Raw genomic sequence first — 17,987 nt, forward strand, 5'->3', positions numbered from 1 at the left:
CAAAGCAGGTATCGTTTTGAAGGCGAATTGAATTACCAGGACAGATTCTTCTTCATCCCCCCACGCTTTATTCCGAAATCCATGCCTATCTGAGCCCTGGACATAAAAAACAGAACAAAATGGGACAGTTTGGTGAATGGTATTGCAATCAGCATGATTTCCCCGGAAAGGACATGGGCAACTATCCAGAACCTGTAATTTGAAACCTGATGATAGGCAAGCATTCCGGTTATGAAAGGCGCTGCCGAAATTGCTATCAGAAGATAATCATATGCGCTGGTTATGAATCTGACATGTTCAAGGGCAATTCTTCTGATAATAAGGAAAACGGCCGAAACAATCACGGCAAGAGTCAGAATATCTGCGTAGAAATCTGAAATGGTGAACAGACTGAATCCCCACCTTTCCCTCAGAATAAGATTATGGGCCTGCAAAAAAATCGGTGTGATCACCAGACCTATATGAAAAACAAATATAAAACAGGTAAAAACAGGGTTATTTCTCCAGCTTCGTGTGCCGTAAGGGAACAGCCAGAATAAAACTGAGCGCAAAGCTCCTTTTAAACCAAATGGGATATGCTGGGTATAGGCGACCCTGTCCTGTTTCCAGTCAAGTCCCTTGATATATTGCACAATATGAAAAATCACGCCTATAAGGAAAACTGAAAAAGAAAGCCATAAAAGAGGGCCGGTGACAAATTGATACATATTTTTTCCTTTAGTAATGACCTTTATAGTGTTCGTGATGCTCGTCCGAATGAGCATCTGGATGAAAATGGTGATCGCCCGTTTTTTCGTCTTCCCTTCCGTTCAAGAATCTCCAGAAAAGAACAAAACCAACCAGAAATAAAGGTATCAGCAGATACGTGATGCCTTCTGTTCTCGCCATATATTCCTGCAAAGTATAAATCATATTGTTTGGCTATGTCCCTCTAAATGTTGAAAACTAAAAAGATATACGGTTTCTTATTTGCAGAAGAATCCAGCTCAATTTATAGGCGCATGATTTTTGGGAACTTTTTGTAAAAAGTCTGCTCCCTCAAAACTTCATGGTTTAACTTTTTCGGCTCAGATGGCTCTACAATTTACCCTGCCATGCCATAATACCTAAAAGTTTTTGCGGAGCTTTTTTCAAAAAGCGACCCGCCGGAGGCACTCGCTTCAGCCACTTAAAGATAACCCAAACGGTCTGAGACAAATACTTAATTAGTTTAGGGCCTCAAAATTGCCTCCCCGGAGGCACACGCTTCTGGTGCGCAAGCCTTAGAGCTTGAGCACCCTACGAATCTGCATAATATAAATCATATTGTGTTCAGCTTTAATGTTCTTCAGGGTAGTCAGGATGCTCATAAAAAATCGGCATTCTGGTGACTATAAACCTGAAGACAAGAATCCCAAGTGTAACTATGAACAAGGAGATCCCGATTTCCATCCAATGAGGGAAATATCTTTCATTTGACGGAAGATGCCAATTAAAGGCAACCAGGGATACATTAAAACGATTCAGAATAATTCCGAGAACTGCCAGAAGAGATGTCCATTTGATCAGTTTAAGATTCCTGTCCCTGACTCCGATGGCATACAAAAGGCAAGGAAGAGCGACAAATCCTAAAAGCTCCACCAGAAACCATATGCCGTAAGGCGTTGCAAGAAGATGCCAGTTGTCTCCGGCAGAAACGCCGATAACCTTTATGGCAAAATATCCGGCAAGAACAACTGAGGCAGCCTTTCCAAATCCCAGTATGAGCTGATCTTTTCCTGCTATATGGGCAGAGTCCATCTTGTCTATGAAAAACCTGCTCGAAAGAGAGCTTTCAAATATCACCATGGAAAGCCCGGCAACAATGCTTGAAATAAAGAAAAATACAGGCAGGTATGGAGAATACCAGAGCGGATGGAGCTTGGACGGCGCTATCAAAAAAAGGGCTCCGAGCGAAGACTGGTGGAGGGTGGAGAGGATCACGCCGAAAATGGTCAGCACTATTGTCAGATTTACAGCCAGTTTGCGGGCCTTTTTCAGTCCGAGCCATTCCAGAGCAGCAGGAGAGAATTCAAGGAACAGGACTGTCAGATACAAAGACACACAGGCTGCGACTTCAAACAGAAGTGACGTTGTTCCGCTTTGCATAATAAACGGATATGGAAGCCGCCACGGCCTTCCCACGTCATAGGTCAGGGCTATAACTACGAAAAGATACCCCAGAAATCCGGTAAGCACGGCAGGCCGGACAGCAAAATGAAATCTTTTTAATCCGAAAATATATACGGCCGCAGAAGTGACATACCCGCCAGCGGCAAGCGCGACCCCCACCAGCAGGTCAAAACCGATCCATATTCCCCAGGGATTATAATCTGAAAGATTTGTTACGGCACCGAGTCCTTTTGTGAAACGGATTACAGTAATAATCAACCCCATCAGAACTATTATTCCGGAAACAATATTAAATGGAGTAAACAACCTCTTTTCTGGTGCAATAATGGCAATTTCGTCCATCAGGCAGCCTCCTCTGTATTGGCTTTGACGGCATTGTCGACCGCACTTTTGACAGCTTTTTCAACGATTTCTTCTTGCTCTTTTTCAGCTTTTGCAAGAGCCTCACCGATCTTTAATTCCGCGACTGCCTTAGTCGCTTTAATAGCTGAATTGACTGCCTGATTTTTTTCTTCGTTTTCAATTTTCTCTTTTCTCTTTGTAATGGCATATACCCCGGTCAGCAGAACAGGCCAGAGAGCCGCCACCATCGGAACCACGCTCAAAGCGCCGGAAGTAAGTTCAGGAGCTGGTTTTATTCCCAGATCCTCGCGCATACCGATCTTTTGAAAAGCAACTCCTGACAGATACATCCAGCTCGTTCCGCCCATTTCATGCTCGCCATAGATATGATCCACATAATTTTTCGGATATCTGGCTATACGATTACGGGCTATTTTAATCAGATCATCGCGTTTCCCAAAAACAAGAGCCTCCCTTGGGCAGGACTCAACACACCCCGGCAGCTTCCCCTCCAGGATTCTGGGCTGGCACATGGTGCATTTTACCACTTTGGGAGAAAGTGCATTGTCATATTCATAGGCTGGGATGTCAAAAGGACAGGCCATCATGCAGTATCTGCATCCAACGCATACACTTGCATCATATGTCACTGCTCCGGTCTTTGTTTTTTTGAATGCCTTTACAAAACATGCGGATGCACAGGCAGGTTCGAGACAGTGGTTGCACTGGGTTTTATTGAATACTGGCGCGATGCCGTCCTTCGCACGATCATGACGGTTTACCACTGTATAGGCTTTTGCAGTTGTTCTCCGTTTCTTATCCAATACCGAGGCATCGGAAAAAGGCTGATCAGGCTCTGGGAGATCATTGACCTTGTTACATGCCTCTTCACACTGCCTGCATCCGACACACCGAACCGAGTCATGTAATACGGCAAAGCTTTCTGGATAACCGGTAAAATGTTTATTAGAAGCAGCAAACACCGAGTTGCTCACGGCTGTACCAACTCCAGCCGAGCCTATCAATCCAAGAAATTTTCTTCGTGAAATGGACATTTTTAATACCTCAAAAGATTCAGCCTTTAGTATCATTATTTTTTCGGTTCATGCGCTTTTTCCTTGTGACAGTCTGTGCATGAAACAGGTTTTTCCATTCCCATTTCCTTATGACAGCCCATGCATTGCAAGTGATATGCCCCCATTAAGCCAATTTTAAACGAACCCTTATCCTGAGCCTGCTTTACATGACAGCTTACGCATCTCGGCGGCTGTTTGCCAGGAGGAGTATTGTGATGGCATCCCTGGCAGATCGTGCCTTTTTCAGCATGGAAATAACTGGCTAATTTATTGTTATTAATATTGTTAACAAGCGCCTTAACGATCTTCCGATGCGGGAATTCAACGGGTTCGTATTTATTCGATAAATCCTTGATTAGTATTTTCTCGGGAATATCTTCATCATTATATGTGGCGGTAATCGGAGTCCTTGACTTCAGCATCATCTCGGCAAGCCTGGCTGATTTGTCAGTTTTCGACTTGTGAGACGTAGTTGCTTCCTTCATATTACCCACCTGCTCCATATGACATTTGCCGCAGTTGGAGGAATTATTAGAATGCTTACCCATCAATTCATGGCAGCCTGCGCAATCTTTATCCTTCTTTTTAGATTCATGGCATCCGACACAGCTCTCTTTTGCATCAGGATTATGCATAACCTGTTCAAGACTTATAAACCCGCCTTCCTTTTTCCCTTCAATGGAATGACAACTTGAGCAGGAGGTCAAATCCTTGTGATGACAAACAATGCAAGAATCATTGTATCCCTCGTGGGCCTTATGATCGAAAGGCACTGAATCCATGACGCCCTTTTGTTCCTTGTCATTGACATCCGTTTTGACCATCGTGAAATCAGGTTGTTTGCGCTCCATCCGTGGAACATCGACAATATTTTTAATGTCAGTCCGGTTGATGGTATTCGGGCTGTCAGGATCATGACAGCCGCCGCATTGAACAGGGCCGGCTTCCATCTTATTTTTAAGTGTTTTCTGATGACAATCTATGCAGGCAATATGGGATGCCGATTTCATGGACATCCGGTTTTCTTCGTTTACATCCTTATGGCAATACCGGCAGGAGCCTTCTTGACCTTCCTTATATATTAGTTTTTTGGTGCTATTGTCGTATTCATGGTGACAAAGCTCGCATTTGTTTTCCTGACTCTTTGAATGACGATAATGGAGGGATTTGTCAAAAGTCGGAGGTTGACCAGAAGCAACATAAGCGGAAGTTTTTACATGACACTCGCCGCAAGTAGTTGGTCCTGATTTATCGCCTTTGCCTGCCACTTCCACATGACAACTAATACAGTTATCGTGGTAAATATTCATGACTTCATTTTTAGAGGTGTCTTTCAGGCGTTTAAATTTCAGGGACAGCTTGCTGTTGTCAGATAAGTGGCAGGCGGTGCAGTCTTTGTCAACTTTCTGCAATGCGCTGGTATGAAGATCATGAAGAAATACGACCCCGGATCTTTCGAGATTGCCAAAAGATTTCATCCCATCTATTTTTATGATGTCAGCCCTTTTCTGGCCGGAATCCTGAGATGGCTGATCAAACGCCTGGACGCTGCCATAAAGGATTACGGCAACCGCAAGCACTGTCAACACCACGGTCAGTCTGGTTATAACCATTCCATTCTCCATAACTATATCCCCAATCAATTCAAAGTGACATTTACCCCGTAGTTCTCATATTTTTTTACAACTAGTAAAATTAAAGTATTTTTTATTAGTTTCAATGATCAGTTTTCACATACACCCTTTTAAAAAAGCACAAGGCACGTGCAGTTATCAAAGCCAGACAAAACCAGCAAAGGTTCTGAATAATTAAAAAAAACAAAGCTCATGAAAATATATGACGCAACTGTCCCGACTCTATATTTCATGAGCTTTAAAAAATGAGCTGTAATGATTATCCTGGATTTTACTCGAAGAACTACGATTCGAAAGAATGGCTGATACGAAAACACTGATACCAGTAAAAGGCGAACCCGCCTGCTGTTTCCGAAGAATGCAGTGCGAATTTTAAATAATTTCAAACCTATGGTGCCACACCTGTTTTTCAGATTCGGCCCTTTTCAGAGCCAAACCGCTGAATTTTGATGGACTCGCAAAAAGTCCGATTACCGTCATTCCGGCAAAGGCCGGAATACAGAAGTAATTGAAAATACTGGATGCCGGATCAAGTCCGGCATGACTCCGACGCATTTCTTGACTTTTTGCAACCTTGTCAATTTTAATCTACTAATAATATTAATTTGACTACTTTAACTCACTTATCGAACTAACATATTTATCAGATGAATTCCATTACTGATATTTTCTGAAACCATTTTTTTACAAACCAGATCCAAAGTCTAAGGCCCAAGTCTGTAAAATCTGTTTGGAGTCATGGCTCCTGCAAGTTCATCCAGTCGCCCTTTCAGGGCTTTTATTTCATCAAAGCCCTGGGTTCTCAGGAATGCATAGCCCATTGCAGCTCTGAATCCTGAAACGCAGAAAAGGATGACGAATTTATCCCTTGGCACCTCATCAACCCTGTCAGGCAAATCGCTCAAAGGAATATGAAGCGCGAACGTAAAAACGAGATGATCATGTTCTTCCTTTGTTCTTACATCCAGAAAAACGAAATGACTGTTTCCAATGAATCTGGCTGCATCCTCAACGGTTATGCCATACTCACCCGATACCAGAAAGTCGATGTCCATTTCACGCAAAACATCGGCCATTGACATTGTTCCATTTGAATCCGTATTAGCCACTAGTATTGCCTCCAATAGCAGTCTTTATCAAAAAAACTCTTCAGAAAGCACACTTACTATAATTTCAAAAATAATAATGAAAAATATCTAAAATACAAATAACGATCCCTAAAATAGAAATGGAATAATATGCAAAAATGGCAATTGAGGTTTAACTGCTAAGCGACAAAAAAAGGCTCGGCTTCAATATTTTCAAGCCCCCCTTCTTCAGTTTTGAACTCTCTTTTCAAACCATCCATAACAATCCCCAGGTGTCTGTTAAAAGAGCTGATCAGATCATCTACAGAAGCTACCCCATTATCAATGGCTGACTCAAGTGCCCCGGACACAGTTGACAATTCTGCGGCCCCGATTGTAGCTGCCACGGATTTCATGGAGTGCGCCAATCTGCCCGCAGATTCTCTATCTCCACACGCAAGCCCTTTTTCTATTTCGTATCCGGTTTCACAATATGCTTCTGTAAACATATAAAGCAGCTCCCGGTATAGGCTTCTATCCCCAACCAGCATTTTAAGCCCTGAAGATACGCATATTCCTGGCAAATCAGTGGGCAATTCTATTTCATCACAAGTCTCACAGTCAGTAATTAGGGGTATATCTTCCCCAACAATTCTGGCAGAGCAGAGCCATTTCCCAAGAATTATAAACAGTTCATAACGATCGATTGGCTTTGTCACATAATCATTCATGCCCTCATCAAGACATTTTACCCTGTCAGAGGCCATTGCATGGGCAGTCATGGCTATTATCGGAAGATTTTCAAAACGGGGCTGGCAGCGTATGAGCCTTACAGCCTCGTAACCATCCATGACCGGCATCTGAATATCCATGAGTACAGCGTCGAAATTCTGAACATCCAATTTATCAAGCGCCTGCTGCCCATTTTCAGCAGAAGTCACGGTCACTCCCCATTTTGAAAGAAATCCGATGGCGACCTCCCTGTTCAATCGATTATCTTCAACAAGGAGAACTCTGCTACCCCTCAGGGAAACATCAGGATCAGTCATTCTTATTTTCCAAGGAACTTCAGCTTTTTGGGCTGATCCCTTGGCCGGGTTATCTTTCAATGCCTCGAAAAGAGCCTGAACAGTAATTGGTTTTTGTAAAAAGCCGTCCAGGCTGTCCTGCTCGATTATATTTTTCAGATACTCGAATCCTGAATCCGCGGTGAGATATATCTTGGTATTTGGATTGTAATTCCTGTGGTTTTTTATAAGTCTTGCAGCATAAACCCCATCAAGGCCAGACATTTTCCAGTCAACAACAATGAGATCGATAAATAAGATCCCGCCATTTTTTTCAAACTTATCCAGCCCTTGTTCAGCAGAGCCTGCAACTATTACGTCACAGCCCAAAGAGGAAAAAAACGCCTGAAATGAATCAAGAGAAACTTCATTATCATCAATTATCATTATTCGCTTGCCACTTATGATGGCCTTTTCTTCCGCTATCTCCTTTTGATTTTCTTCTTCAACTGCAAACACAGCCGTGAAAAAGAACTCGCTGCCAACATCTGGAGTGCTCTCAAACCAGATTTTTCCGTCCATCAATTCCACCAGCTGTCTGCTGATGGCAAGCCCAAGCCCTGTCCCGCCGAATAACCTTGTGGTTGATGTGTCAACCTGGGTGAATGGCTCAAAAAGTTTTTGACCCTGCTCGGCAGTCATCCCTATCCCTGTATCAAGAACAGAAAAAAGGAGAGTAACACGATTGTCATGGTCATCGCCCGGCAAGACCTGAACCGAAACCGTGATTGCTCCTTTATCAGTAAATTTAACCGCATTATTGCATAGGTTGGTCAAAACCTGGGCAAGCCTCAGAGAATCACCAATCAGTGTTTTCGGAACATCAGGAGCAATATTAATTAGAAATTCAAGATTCTTTTCCTTTGCTTTAAGTCCGACAATCATTTTTATGCCATCAAGAACATCCGAAAGCCGGAATTCAGCATTTTCCATTTCAAGCTTTCCAGCCTCTATCTTTGAAAAATCGAGTATGTCATTAATTATCTCAAGAAGGGACTCGCCCGCAAACCTGATTTTTTCCAAATAGTCTTTCTGCCGGGGCTGGGGTTCTCCATCAAGGGCCAGGCTGGCCATACCGATAACCGCATTCAAAGGAGTCCTTATCTCGTGGCTCATATTCGCCAGAAAAAGCCCTTTTGAAAGATTTGCAGCCTCCGCAGCATCCCTTGCCGCCCCCAATTCCGCAGTACGAATAAGAACCTGATCTTCAAGATGCTCTCTGTACATCCGAAGTTTTTCCTCTGTCTGTCTGCGTTCAGTTATGTCCTCGAATACTCCGAGAATTCCGTATGCAAGTCCTGTCGCGTCAATCAGGGGAATTTTTGTTACGCTGACCCATACGCGGCCACCGTCTGCGAGCTGAAAAGGCTGTATGACATTTCGCTTGGCGTGTTTACTTGCAATGACTTCACTGTCATCGGCTATATAGATCCGGGCATCCTCATTCGGCTGGGGCAGATCGAAATTGGTTTTTCCGGCTATTTCCCCAGGATCATCAAGACCAACGGCCCTTGCATAGTTTTTGTTGCAGCCAAGAAAAATTCCGTCACTGTTTTTCCAGAAAATTGCCTGGGGGATTGAGTTCAAAATATAAGCGAGCATGCTCCTGCTCTTATAAAGATCGTATTCTGCACGCTTTCGTTCATTCACCTCTTTTTTAAGCGCATGATTCAATTTTTCAAGATCAAGGGTTCTCTGCCGAACTCGTTCTTCCATTTCTTCATTTGCAGAGCGAAGACTGTCTTCGGTTTCCTTGAGTTCTCTGAAAATAAGTGAATAAGGCTCTTTGATACCGGTTACAACGATTGCCCTGCATATATAGTAAAAAGCTATAAGATTAAAATACTGACCGACCATTGTTGCAAATCCGAAAAAATTCATTGAAGAGGCAAACATTATCTCTGACAGAAATGTTGATGTTATAGACATAACCAAATAGACAGTGACCTTCACATCCAGCTCGGAACGATTTCTAATAAAACCGCACAAAGATACCAGCATGACTATGATTATTGAGTACTCGCTAATAATTTTAAAATCAGTAAACCCTTTACCTTCAAGATAACAATCAGGAAATACTCCTAAAAACACTGACCAGACAAGCAAAAATGCCAATAGAGTAAAGCCGGTAAAAATTACGTCGATACGTATTTTTTTTTCTGAAAGGAAGGGGGCCAGCATTAACGTAAATGCCTGGATATAACGGGCGCAGATCCAAAACTGTGAAGCGTGATTCAACCCAAGCTCATGAAAAATTCCTGAGCCTTCTTGTAAACTGAGCAAATAAAGAAGATCAGCAATTCCTGCCGCAGCGTAACCGGTCGCTATGAACGCCAAGCATGAATTGGCAAGATACTGCCTTGAATTCCAGATGATTATTACCATTGAAAACGCAACGGAAATGGTTGCTATCTCAATCAGAGAATGAAAAAAAATATAACTTTTGAGACTCGCAAAATAAAGACCTGCGAGTATAACAATAAGAGAGCATAAAGATGTGATTTTTCTTAAATTACCATTTATCAAAGTAAAATCATGACTTTGCATTTTTCAATAATATGTTCTCTTTAAGTGTGGGTGGTTTTATTATTCCGATAGCCATTTAATATTTTTGATGAAGGAATGGCTTCAGGAGATCATAAAATCAATAAGGTCTTGATCTAAAATTGATGGACTCGCAAAAAATCAAAAAAATGGAGTTAGCGTCATGCCGGACTTGATCCGGCATCCAGTATTTTCAATGATTCCCGTCATTCAGGCCTGCACCGGAATGACGGGAAAAAGGCCAGAGTAGTTATGCCTCACGCAAATACCATCAGACCTTAAACTGGTCGACCATTGTCCTTAATTGCTCAGAAAGCCTTGAAAGCTCCTGGGCGCTCGTATTTACCTGATTACTGCCCGCAGACATATCAGACATGGAAGCGCTCACACCTGCAATATCACCCGAAATTTCAGACACCACCCCAGAGCTTTGATTAACGTTTGCATTTACCTCCTGAATCCCTGCCGAAACCTGGGCAACATTTGAGGCAATTTCTTTTGTGGCTGCGGACTGCTCCTCAACAGCGGCTGCTATTGTAGACACAACCTCGTTAACTTCTACGATGACACCTGCTATTTCAGATATCTGGGTCACTGTCACAGATGTGGTTCTCTGAATACCCTCAACTTTCCCTTTTATATCCTGGCTAGCATCCGCAGTCTGCCTTGCAAGCTCTTTGATTTCATTGGCAACGACGGCAAATCCCCTGCCCGCCTCTCCTGCCCTGGCAGCCTCAATTGTTGCGTTAAGAGCCAGAAGATTTACCTGATCGGAAATATCACTGATCGTCTCTATGACCTTGCCTATTGCGTTGGCGGCAAGACCAAGCTGATCAATATTTACGGATGCTGATGTAGCCTTTTGAGATGCCTGACCTGAGATATTTCTGGCCTTTTCGGCATTTATGGCAATTTCGCTTATTGTCGAAGACATCTCCTCCGATGCAGTCGCCAACATATTAGTATTGGCCGCGGACTGCTCCATTGCCACTGCGACATTGCCCATACTTGCGCTCATTTCTTCAGACGCTGCTGCCACAGCCACAGCCTTTTCCGAAACAATTCCTGTTGACACTGACATACCCTCAGATATTACCGAAAGCTCCGTCGATGACGAAGCAAGGGTCTGGACTCCGCCTGAAATATCCCTGATTATGCCCTGAAGCTTTTCCATGAATATATTAAACCATCTGGCAAGCTCGCCCACCTCGTCCTTTGTTCTGACATCAAGTCTCTTGGTAAGGTCACCCTCGCCGCTGGCAATATCCTTAAGGCCTTCCACCGCGCTGTTGATTGGATTGACGATGGCTCTGGATGACAAAAAGATCACTATCCCGACTATCAGCATTGTAAAAAAGCCAACTATAAGGCTGACATTTCTAATTGAACTGGCTGCTCTCAAAAATTCTTCGGAATCCTGGGCGACATTGATTGACCAGCCATTAATGCCAACAGGGGCAAATCCTCCGATTTTATGAACACCATTGAACACATAGGACTCAACGCCTGATTTGCCCGCAAGCATCTGGCTGTTAATGCTTTCCATCCCCTTTAACGTGGAAGCCTGGAGCTTCAGCACATATTCCTGCTTGGGATGGGCAATGACAGTCCCGCTGCCGTTGATCATGTATCCATAGCCTGTATCACCTATCTTCCTGTCTGAAATAAGATGTGAAAAATATTCGGCTTTGATGACTGCCCCATAAACGCCTATTACCTGACCCTGATCCGACTTTATAGTTGAAACAACGGTGAGTATCGGGCTTCCAGTGACTTTGGATGTTATTACATCTCCGACAAATGTGTCTTCCCCCTTCATGGCCCTTGCAAAGTCATTGCTGTCAGAAATGTTTATACCCTTATATTCCTTTCCGCCTTCAAGAATTCCAGTGACAATATTACCTTTAGTATCTGCGACAAATATCCCCTGGTAAGAGTCACCCATCTTCTCAAATTTTTTCTTGAGATTATCAAAAAGGATTCTGACTGATTCAGGACTATTCTCCCCGCCGTTCTGCGTGATTATGCCCATGTGCTTGATGATGTTCTGGGCCGAGGAAAAAGTCCCGGCCAGCTTAACTTCATCATTTAAGGTTTTATTTACAAGACTTGAGAGATCCTGGGCGACCATTTGAACCGTTTCTTTTGACAGTTTCATCAGGGCGTCAGATGACTTTGATACGGATATAATTCCAACGGTTGCGAGCGGAACAAGAACCGAAACAAAACCGATTGCCATAAGCCTGAAACTGATTGATCTAAAATTCACATTCATTTGAACCCTCTATTATATTATTGCAACTCAATCTATTTGAACTCAAAAAACATTTTCAGAATCATTTCGGGCATTATCTGATGTGAGTAGGCTTCAGTCCTGGGTACATCCTCAGAATAAGAGCTGAAATCATCCTGGGGATCTGGAAAATAAATATTATTTCAAACCGCTTTATGTTCAGAAAGTTACCATTGATGATCTGGAAAGCATCACGCACATAAAAATCAGATGTTGCACAGATGTCGTTTTTCGTGGAAGCTGGCTTGAAGAAAATCAATATTCCAAAAAATCGGTTTATTAAGTATCTCAATCATGGATGATATTACAACAGGGGATAAACAGAGGTATAATGAGGGGCTAAAACCCCCTATAACAGATCCGAACTTCAGCAAAGGGCTTTAAGAAAAGTCTGTAAATTAGTTTTTTTGTTTGTAAGTTCAAATTTTTCACGGAGATTTTTTCTGTGCCACTGGACAGAGCTAGGCGAAAGCCCGAGTATATCAGCAATTTCCTTGGTATTTCTGCCACTTCGGATCAAGTCCGCTATTCTTATTTCTGTGGGTGTAAGATTTATGTACTTTGAAAAAATTGTATTTGAAATAGGTGCAACAAGTTCATTAAGATTGCTTTCTATTATGTTCAAATATGCTTTTGCATCGTTATCAAGACGGCATTTTGCAAGATCTGTAATATAAGGAAAAACAAATTTTTTCAGATTGGACAAAAAGCTTTCCTCAACCGCCCTCCTTTCAATTTCTCGATGATCCAGGGATGCAGTCAAAGCCTGATTAACCTTTTCAAGATAGCTTGTTTTTTCATCAAGCTCCGCCTCCCTCACTCTCAGGGCATTTATGAGCTGCTTTGTGGAGCTGATATCCCTTATAATTGCAAGAGCGTAGATACTTTCAGAAATCATTATTTTAGAAATACTTACACCTGCATCAAAAGAAGTCCCTTCTTTTCTTATGAAGCGCCACTCGAATGTAAGAGGTATGTCCTGATATACGATATTTGTCTTTCTTTCCATCTCGACACTTGATATTTCTCCTCCTGGTTGTATTTCAGGTGAAATATCAAGTGGAGAAAGCCCTATCAGTTCATCCATTGTGCACCTGAAAAGAAAAAGGGCTTTCTGGTTGCAGTCTTTTATTATTCCATGCTTGATAAGAAGTATTGCGTCATTCGCCGATTCGAAAAGATGACGGTACCTCTCTTCACTGGCCCGGAGTTCTTGCTCGGCCATTCTGATTTCAGTAACGTCCTGAAGTGTTGTAATTGCGCCTGTTATCTGACCATTACCGTCTTTGAGAGGAGACGCGGTATAAAAAAGAGTCTTTCCGCTGCTGCCTATTTCAGGAAAAAAATCCTCGCCCTCATAAGAATCAGGACTCTGGCCCGTTTTTTTTATTTTTCCGCCATAATAGCCGAAAATATCATCCATTGAAGCATTTCTGAGCAGAAGATCAGCAAGCAAGGGCCTTTTTGAGGAATAGAACACTTCTTGATGCCTGTCCGTACCAATGACATCATGACTACAATATCCGGTAAGAAGTTCACATGCCTTATTCCAGTGAGTAACCCTGCTGTCCGCCCCAATTACAAATGTGGAAATAGCGTTTGCGTCTATTATCTGGGAGAGTTTGTCAGCCTCTGCCTTGCGCAGATTTATTTCATTCTCGAGTTCCTGATATGTTTTAAGCATTTCCTCCTTGGCCGAATTCTCTTTAAGGTAAAAAGCTCCCATCTCCCCAATCATTCCGACAAGCAAAAGAAGTCTTTCCCTTAAAATATCCATCTGGGCTTCGGATATGACAGGGACTCTATCCAGTGCCCCAAGATATTCCTTGCTTTCAAAGCCCCATTTCTGAGCCTGATCCTTAAAAAAATTGACAACTGAAGCGTCCGGTTTTTCAAAAAGAATCTGCCCCCTCATAAAATTAGCTATATGTTCGCCATTTATTCTGATCGGGACAATTATGTTCATCAGTCCCAAAGGGCAAATATTGTTTATATAAGACAAGCCAGAAGCTAATTGAGCGTTTGCCTTTTCATATGCCAGGGAACAAATTTTAAGAGTATCCTGATTTTTCAGATGGAAAAGGGAACAGATATCCTGATTATCACTCGAAGCATATATTTTCCCATCCAAGTCGATCAAAGCAGATGATATGCCAAGCTGTCTGAAATGAAGATCAAAGAGCTTCTGCAATCTTTTTAGGTCAATCATTTTTTCCAGCGGAAATGCCATCATGGTCACTTAAAAAACGAGACAAAATAAAAGGCATGCAGCAAAGGCATGCCATCGAAACATACAAGAATATCCACTTATTTTGTTCTTGGCGACACAATGATCTTGTCAGCAGTAACCTTGGAATTAGGTATAACGGCAAGCTTCCCGTCCGCCATCTCGATTATGGTGGTGAAAATCTGAATTTCTTTTACTATGCCCGTTGATCCGGCTGTTTCGATCTCGTCTCCCACCTTAAAGGGCTGAAAAAGCACGAGAAGAACTCCTGCTGAAAAATTTGAGAGAGAGCCCTGGAGGGCAAGCCCGATGGCGAGGCCGGCAGCGCCGAGAACGGCAACAAAGGACGCGGTCTGAATCCCGAGCCTGTTAAGAACTGCGATGACTATAAATGCCATCAGGGCTATATAAAGAAGATTTTTTGCAAATGATATAAGAGTCGGCTCTACCTTTGACTTGATCATAACCTTTTCAGTGATGCTGGTGGCAACTTTTGCCGCCCAGCGGCCAATAAAAAAAATCAGTATGGCAGAAATCAGGTTAAGTCCGTATTTTGCAAGATATTCGTAGATGCTCCATAAAAAGCCTGTTGCAGATTCCATTATTCTCTCCTTAGCATTTTAATATAAAGATTATCGTAACGTTGAACACACGCCTAATTATATCATCATTATTCGTTTGGGATGAATTTTCTGTTATCCAATATTTTTCTAACTGCCGTTGAAAGAGTCTGCAATGTCATTGGTTTCATTATGAAATCTATAATACCAACTGAATTCATTTTCTCAGAAGCGACATTAGGACTATAACCGCTGCATAGAATAATAGGAATATCACCTTTAATTTCTATAAGTTTTTCTGATAATTCAAGCCCCGACATCAAAGGCATATTCAGATCAGTAATGACCAGATCAAAATTAGCCGAATGCCTGGAAAAATGCGATAGAGCTTCAAGGCTGTTGCTAAACCCTTTCACTTTGTATCCCAGTGAGGTTAGTTGCATTTTTACGACATTAACTATCTCCGCCTCGTCATCAATAATCAATATGCGTTCGTTTCCAGGCAAAGAAGCAAGAATCACTTCCTGGCCGTCAGCTTTTTCCCAATAAGCGGTTGGCAGATAAATCATAAAAGTTGAACCGTGCTTTGGTTCGCTATACACACGAATTTTCCCATTGTATTGCTTTACGATGCCGTGGACAACGGAAAGGCCCATACCAGTTCCCTGGTCAACAGCTTTAGTAGTAAAAAAAGGGTCAAAAATTTTTTCAATTACTTCCGGAATAATACCTTGTCCTGTGTCACTCACCGTCAGCCTTACATAGCTTCCTGGAGTTAAGGGATCACCTGTATCTAAGAATTCTTTGTCTATTAAAATATCTTCAACTTTTACAGAAATTTTTCCCTTATTATTATCAAATGCTTGGTATGAGTTTGTACACAGATTCATTATTATTCTATGAAACTCACATTCATCTCCAATAACAAAGGCTGAACTTTCAATTTCTTGTGCAATATCTATGTTTGATGGAATTGATGCACGTAACAATTTCACTGCCTCAGATACGACTTTTCCCAGCTGCACCGGTTCCATTTTTCGTTCTGTTTGTCTGCTGAATGTGAGGATTTGCATAGTCAGCTCTTTGGCTCTCATTCCAGCCTGTAAAATTTTTTTATTATACTCATATTCTTCAGAATTCTTATCCAGGGTTGCCATTGACAACTCGGAATATCCAATCACGGCAGTCAAAATATTATTAAAATCATGTGCAATTCCACCGGCAAGCGTTCCAATAGCCTCCAATTTATGTTTCTGACTAAGTTCCCTTTCCATTTTTATTCTCTTATTTTCAGAGATTATTCTATCTTCAATTTCTTTTGAAAGTTGTTCATTTGCCTTTGAAAGTGATAAAGTCCTCTCTCTAACCCGTTGATCCAACTCTAAATTGTTTTGAATGACTTTATTTTTTTCTTGTTCCAACCTGAAGCGAGAAAAAAAACGATTGCGAGTATTTAACTCCATAGAATAGCCAGCCAGCATGCATAAAATATTGGCTGAAACAAAGAAAAAATTATTATTTATCAGCATGATGCGAGGCGTATCAGCAAAAACAGCGCCAATTTCATAACCTGCAACAATAAGCCATGAGCAGGCCATAGCCCAAAAAAAACGCATCCTTATGAAAGTATATATGGTTATGAAAATAAGTATTATTCCAGCATAATAGGAGTAGCTCGCAGGCGGATCCGCAAGAATGACCATAAGCTCTATGCCGAGTCCTCCTATAAGGCACATGATAAAAAGACAGGGCTGATCATAGAATTCAAATTCAGGTCGGAAAGAAAACAAAAGTACTATGAGTGCAATTGGGCAAACCACTCCGTATCTAATAGCCCAAAATATGATTTTTTGCTCAGGGACAATAATTGCGTCAAGGAATCCAAAAATAGCGTAGAAAAATAGTGCAATAAGAATAGCGGTTCGTACTCGAATTAAAGATTCTCTAAAATTCGATTTTATAAATTCGGGCTCAAGGTATTCCCACTCTCCCGAAAATGACAGCGTAAAAAAATTGTAGGTCATCAATTCATTCCCCGGTTCTTTTGATTTTATCCGGTGCGAACCTAATATATAGGCGAAGCCATCGAATTACTGGTCCGAAACATTTTTAGCTGTTATATTTTGCTGACCTTGCAGTTAAGATATAATTAATAATGAATAGTCTAATATAAATACCATGTCTGCTGCTAATTAACTTGTTAAAAAAAGAGGGTTAATTGTGAAGGACTATCAAAAAGACAAAATAAGGCGTCATCGTCATGCCGGACTTGATATGGTATCCGAGTTAATCTGCCTTGTTAGAGCATTTTTTGCATCCATACAGTATCAAATATCTGACCATTTTTTTCCCAACCTTCTTAAATATCCCGCATTCGATAAAGCCATTATTCTTGTGAAAACTTATGCTGCCAGTATTTAGAGATGATATGTTTGCCAATATGGTTGTAATCCCTTTTTTACGTCCTTCCTTTTCGATGAAATCAAGCAGTTTTTTTCCAAGTCCTTTACCAGTGTGGTCGCTGTTGATAAAATAGGTTATTTCGGCTGTATGTGAAAATGCGGGCATTGGATTAAATGTCCGAAGCATTCCGAACCCAAGCAGTAGTTCTCCATTTTGGTGTTTTGGCGGTAACTGTCGGTAAATCTTTAGACATTTGCAAGAACATATCAAATGCCTGATACGGCAGTTTGTATTCCGGATATGCAGCAAATGAATTCTCAACATAATAGTTGAATATATCAATTATTTGTTTTCGATCTTCAGTTACTATTGGGCTGATTGAATACTCCATTTTTTTATATCCTTGATCTATCACAAATCTAATCGGCAGGTTTTTAGCCTTCCGGTTGAGCGCCGGGTTATTTGCATAATGTTGACAAGGTCGCAAAAAGTCCGATTACCGTCATTCCGGCGTGGCCTATCCCGGTCAAAACAGGGAGCCGGAATCAGAAGTGTCTGAATATACAAAAACGCAGGATCAAATCCGGCATGACGCAGTTGCCTTTTTTGTTTTTGCGAGTCCA

The 17,987-nt window shown here is 41.8% G+C and carries 12 protein-coding genes; all 12 read right to left on the reverse strand.

Going from position 1 to position 17,987, the window contains the following annotated elements:
• Positions 1-32: 32 nt before the first annotated feature.
• The 12 genes from hmcE to K245_RS28445 all read right to left on the reverse strand — a co-directional run bounded on the left by hmcE (position 33) and on the right by K245_RS28445 (position 17,688).
• Complete coding sequence (gene hmcE / locus K245_RS0100270) at positions 33-707, reverse strand: sulfate respiration complex protein HmcE (RefSeq protein ID WP_027357700.1); 675 nt, start codon at positions 705-707, stop codon at positions 33-35.
• A 10-nt stretch (positions 708-717) separates the two neighbouring features.
• On the reverse strand, positions 718-912 hold the full coding sequence (hmcD, locus tag K245_RS22375; RefSeq protein ID WP_035276246.1) for a sulfate respiration complex protein HmcD: 195 nt from the start codon (positions 910-912) through the stop codon (positions 718-720).
• A gap of 405 nt (positions 913-1,317) precedes the next feature.
• Entirely contained in the window at positions 1,318-2,493 is a 1,176-nt protein-coding gene (gene hmcC / locus K245_RS0100280) for a sulfate respiration complex protein HmcC (protein WP_035276247.1), read from the reverse strand.
• A complete protein-coding gene (hmcB, locus tag K245_RS0100285) occupies positions 2,493-3,548 on the reverse strand; it encodes a sulfate respiration complex iron-sulfur protein HmcB (RefSeq protein ID WP_198013780.1) in 1,056 nt (351 codons plus the stop codon). The genes hmcC and hmcB overlap by 1 nt, the downstream gene beginning before the upstream one ends.
• 35 nt (positions 3,549-3,583) lie before the next feature.
• Positions 3,584-5,182: a sulfate respiration complex hexadecaheme cytochrome HmcA gene (hmcA, locus tag K245_RS0100290; protein WP_051283716.1), complete on the reverse strand. Its 1,599-nt coding sequence runs from the start codon at positions 5,180-5,182 to the stop codon at positions 3,584-3,586.
• 725 nt (positions 5,183-5,907) lie between these two features.
• Complete coding sequence (locus K245_RS0100300; protein WP_232223774.1) at positions 5,908-6,312, reverse strand: rhodanese-like domain-containing protein; 405 nt, start codon at positions 6,310-6,312, stop codon at positions 5,908-5,910.
• A 158-nt stretch (positions 6,313-6,470) separates the two neighbouring features.
• A complete protein-coding gene (locus K245_RS26090) occupies positions 6,471-9,863 on the reverse strand; it encodes an MASE3 domain-containing protein (protein WP_198013781.1) in 3,393 nt (1,130 codons plus the stop codon).
• 289 nt (positions 9,864-10,152) lie between these two features.
• Complete coding sequence (locus tag K245_RS0100315) at positions 10,153-12,156, reverse strand: methyl-accepting chemotaxis protein (RefSeq protein ID WP_035276248.1); 2,004 nt, start codon at positions 12,154-12,156, stop codon at positions 10,153-10,155.
• A gap of 385 nt (positions 12,157-12,541) precedes the next feature.
• A complete protein-coding gene (locus K245_RS0100325; protein ID WP_198013782.1) occupies positions 12,542-14,383 on the reverse strand; it encodes a PocR ligand-binding domain-containing protein in 1,842 nt (613 codons plus the stop codon).
• A 98-nt stretch (positions 14,384-14,481) separates the two neighbouring features.
• The gene (locus tag K245_RS22385) at positions 14,482-15,003 is read right to left on the reverse strand and encodes a mechanosensitive ion channel family protein (protein WP_035276275.1); all 522 of its coding nucleotides are present in this window, start codon (positions 15,001-15,003) and stop codon (positions 14,482-14,484) included.
• Positions 15,004-15,071: 68 nt separating this feature from the next.
• Positions 15,072-16,985 (reverse strand): ATP-binding protein, encoded by a 1,914-nt coding sequence (locus K245_RS22390; RefSeq protein ID WP_084156069.1) that lies wholly within the window; start codon positions 16,983-16,985, stop codon positions 15,072-15,074.
• A gap of 262 nt (positions 16,986-17,247) precedes the next feature.
• Entirely contained in the window at positions 17,248-17,688 is a 441-nt protein-coding gene (locus K245_RS28445) for a GNAT family N-acetyltransferase (RefSeq protein WP_269545256.1), read from the reverse strand.
• Positions 17,689-17,987 lie beyond the last annotated feature (299 nt).

This window comes from Desulforegula conservatrix Mb1Pa (genome assembly GCF_000426225.1).
GTDB lineage: Bacteria > Desulfobacterota > Desulfobacteria > Desulfobacterales > Desulforegulaceae > Desulforegula > Desulforegula conservatrix.

Bases quoted from the DNA above. Each gene is read 5' to 3' on its own strand.
- hmcE (WP_027357700.1), bottom strand. From the start codon at position 707: ATGTATCAATTTGTCACCGGCCCTCTTTTATGGCTTTCTTTTTCAGTT.
- hmcD (WP_035276246.1), bottom strand. From the start codon at position 912: ATGATTTATACTTTGCAGGAATATATGGCGAGAACAGAAGGCATCACG.
- hmcC (WP_035276247.1), bottom strand. From the start codon at position 2,493: ATGGACGAAATTGCCATTATTGCACCAGAAAAGAGGTTGTTTACTCCA.
- hmcB (WP_198013780.1), bottom strand. From the start codon at position 3,548: ATGTCCATTTCACGAAGAAAATTTCTTGGATTGATAGGCTCGGCTGGA.
- hmcA (WP_051283716.1), bottom strand. From the start codon at position 5,182: ATGGTTATAACCAGACTGACCGTGGTGTTGACAGTGCTTGCGGTTGCC.
- K245_RS0100315 (WP_035276248.1), bottom strand. From the start codon at position 12,156: ATGAATGTGAATTTTAGATCAATCAGTTTCAGGCTTATGGCAATCGGT.
- K245_RS0100325 (WP_198013782.1), bottom strand. From the start codon at position 14,383: ATGATTGACCTAAAAAGATTGCAGAAGCTCTTTGATCTTCATTTCAGA.
- K245_RS22385 (WP_035276275.1), bottom strand. From the start codon at position 15,003: ATGGAATCTGCAACAGGCTTTTTATGGAGCATCTACGAATATCTTGCA.
- K245_RS22390 (WP_084156069.1), bottom strand. From the start codon at position 16,985: ATGACCTACAATTTTTTTACGCTGTCATTTTCGGGAGAGTGGGAATAC.
- K245_RS28445 (WP_269545256.1), bottom strand. From the start codon at position 17,688: ATGTTGAGAATTCATTTGCTGCATATCCGGAATACAAACTGCCGTATC.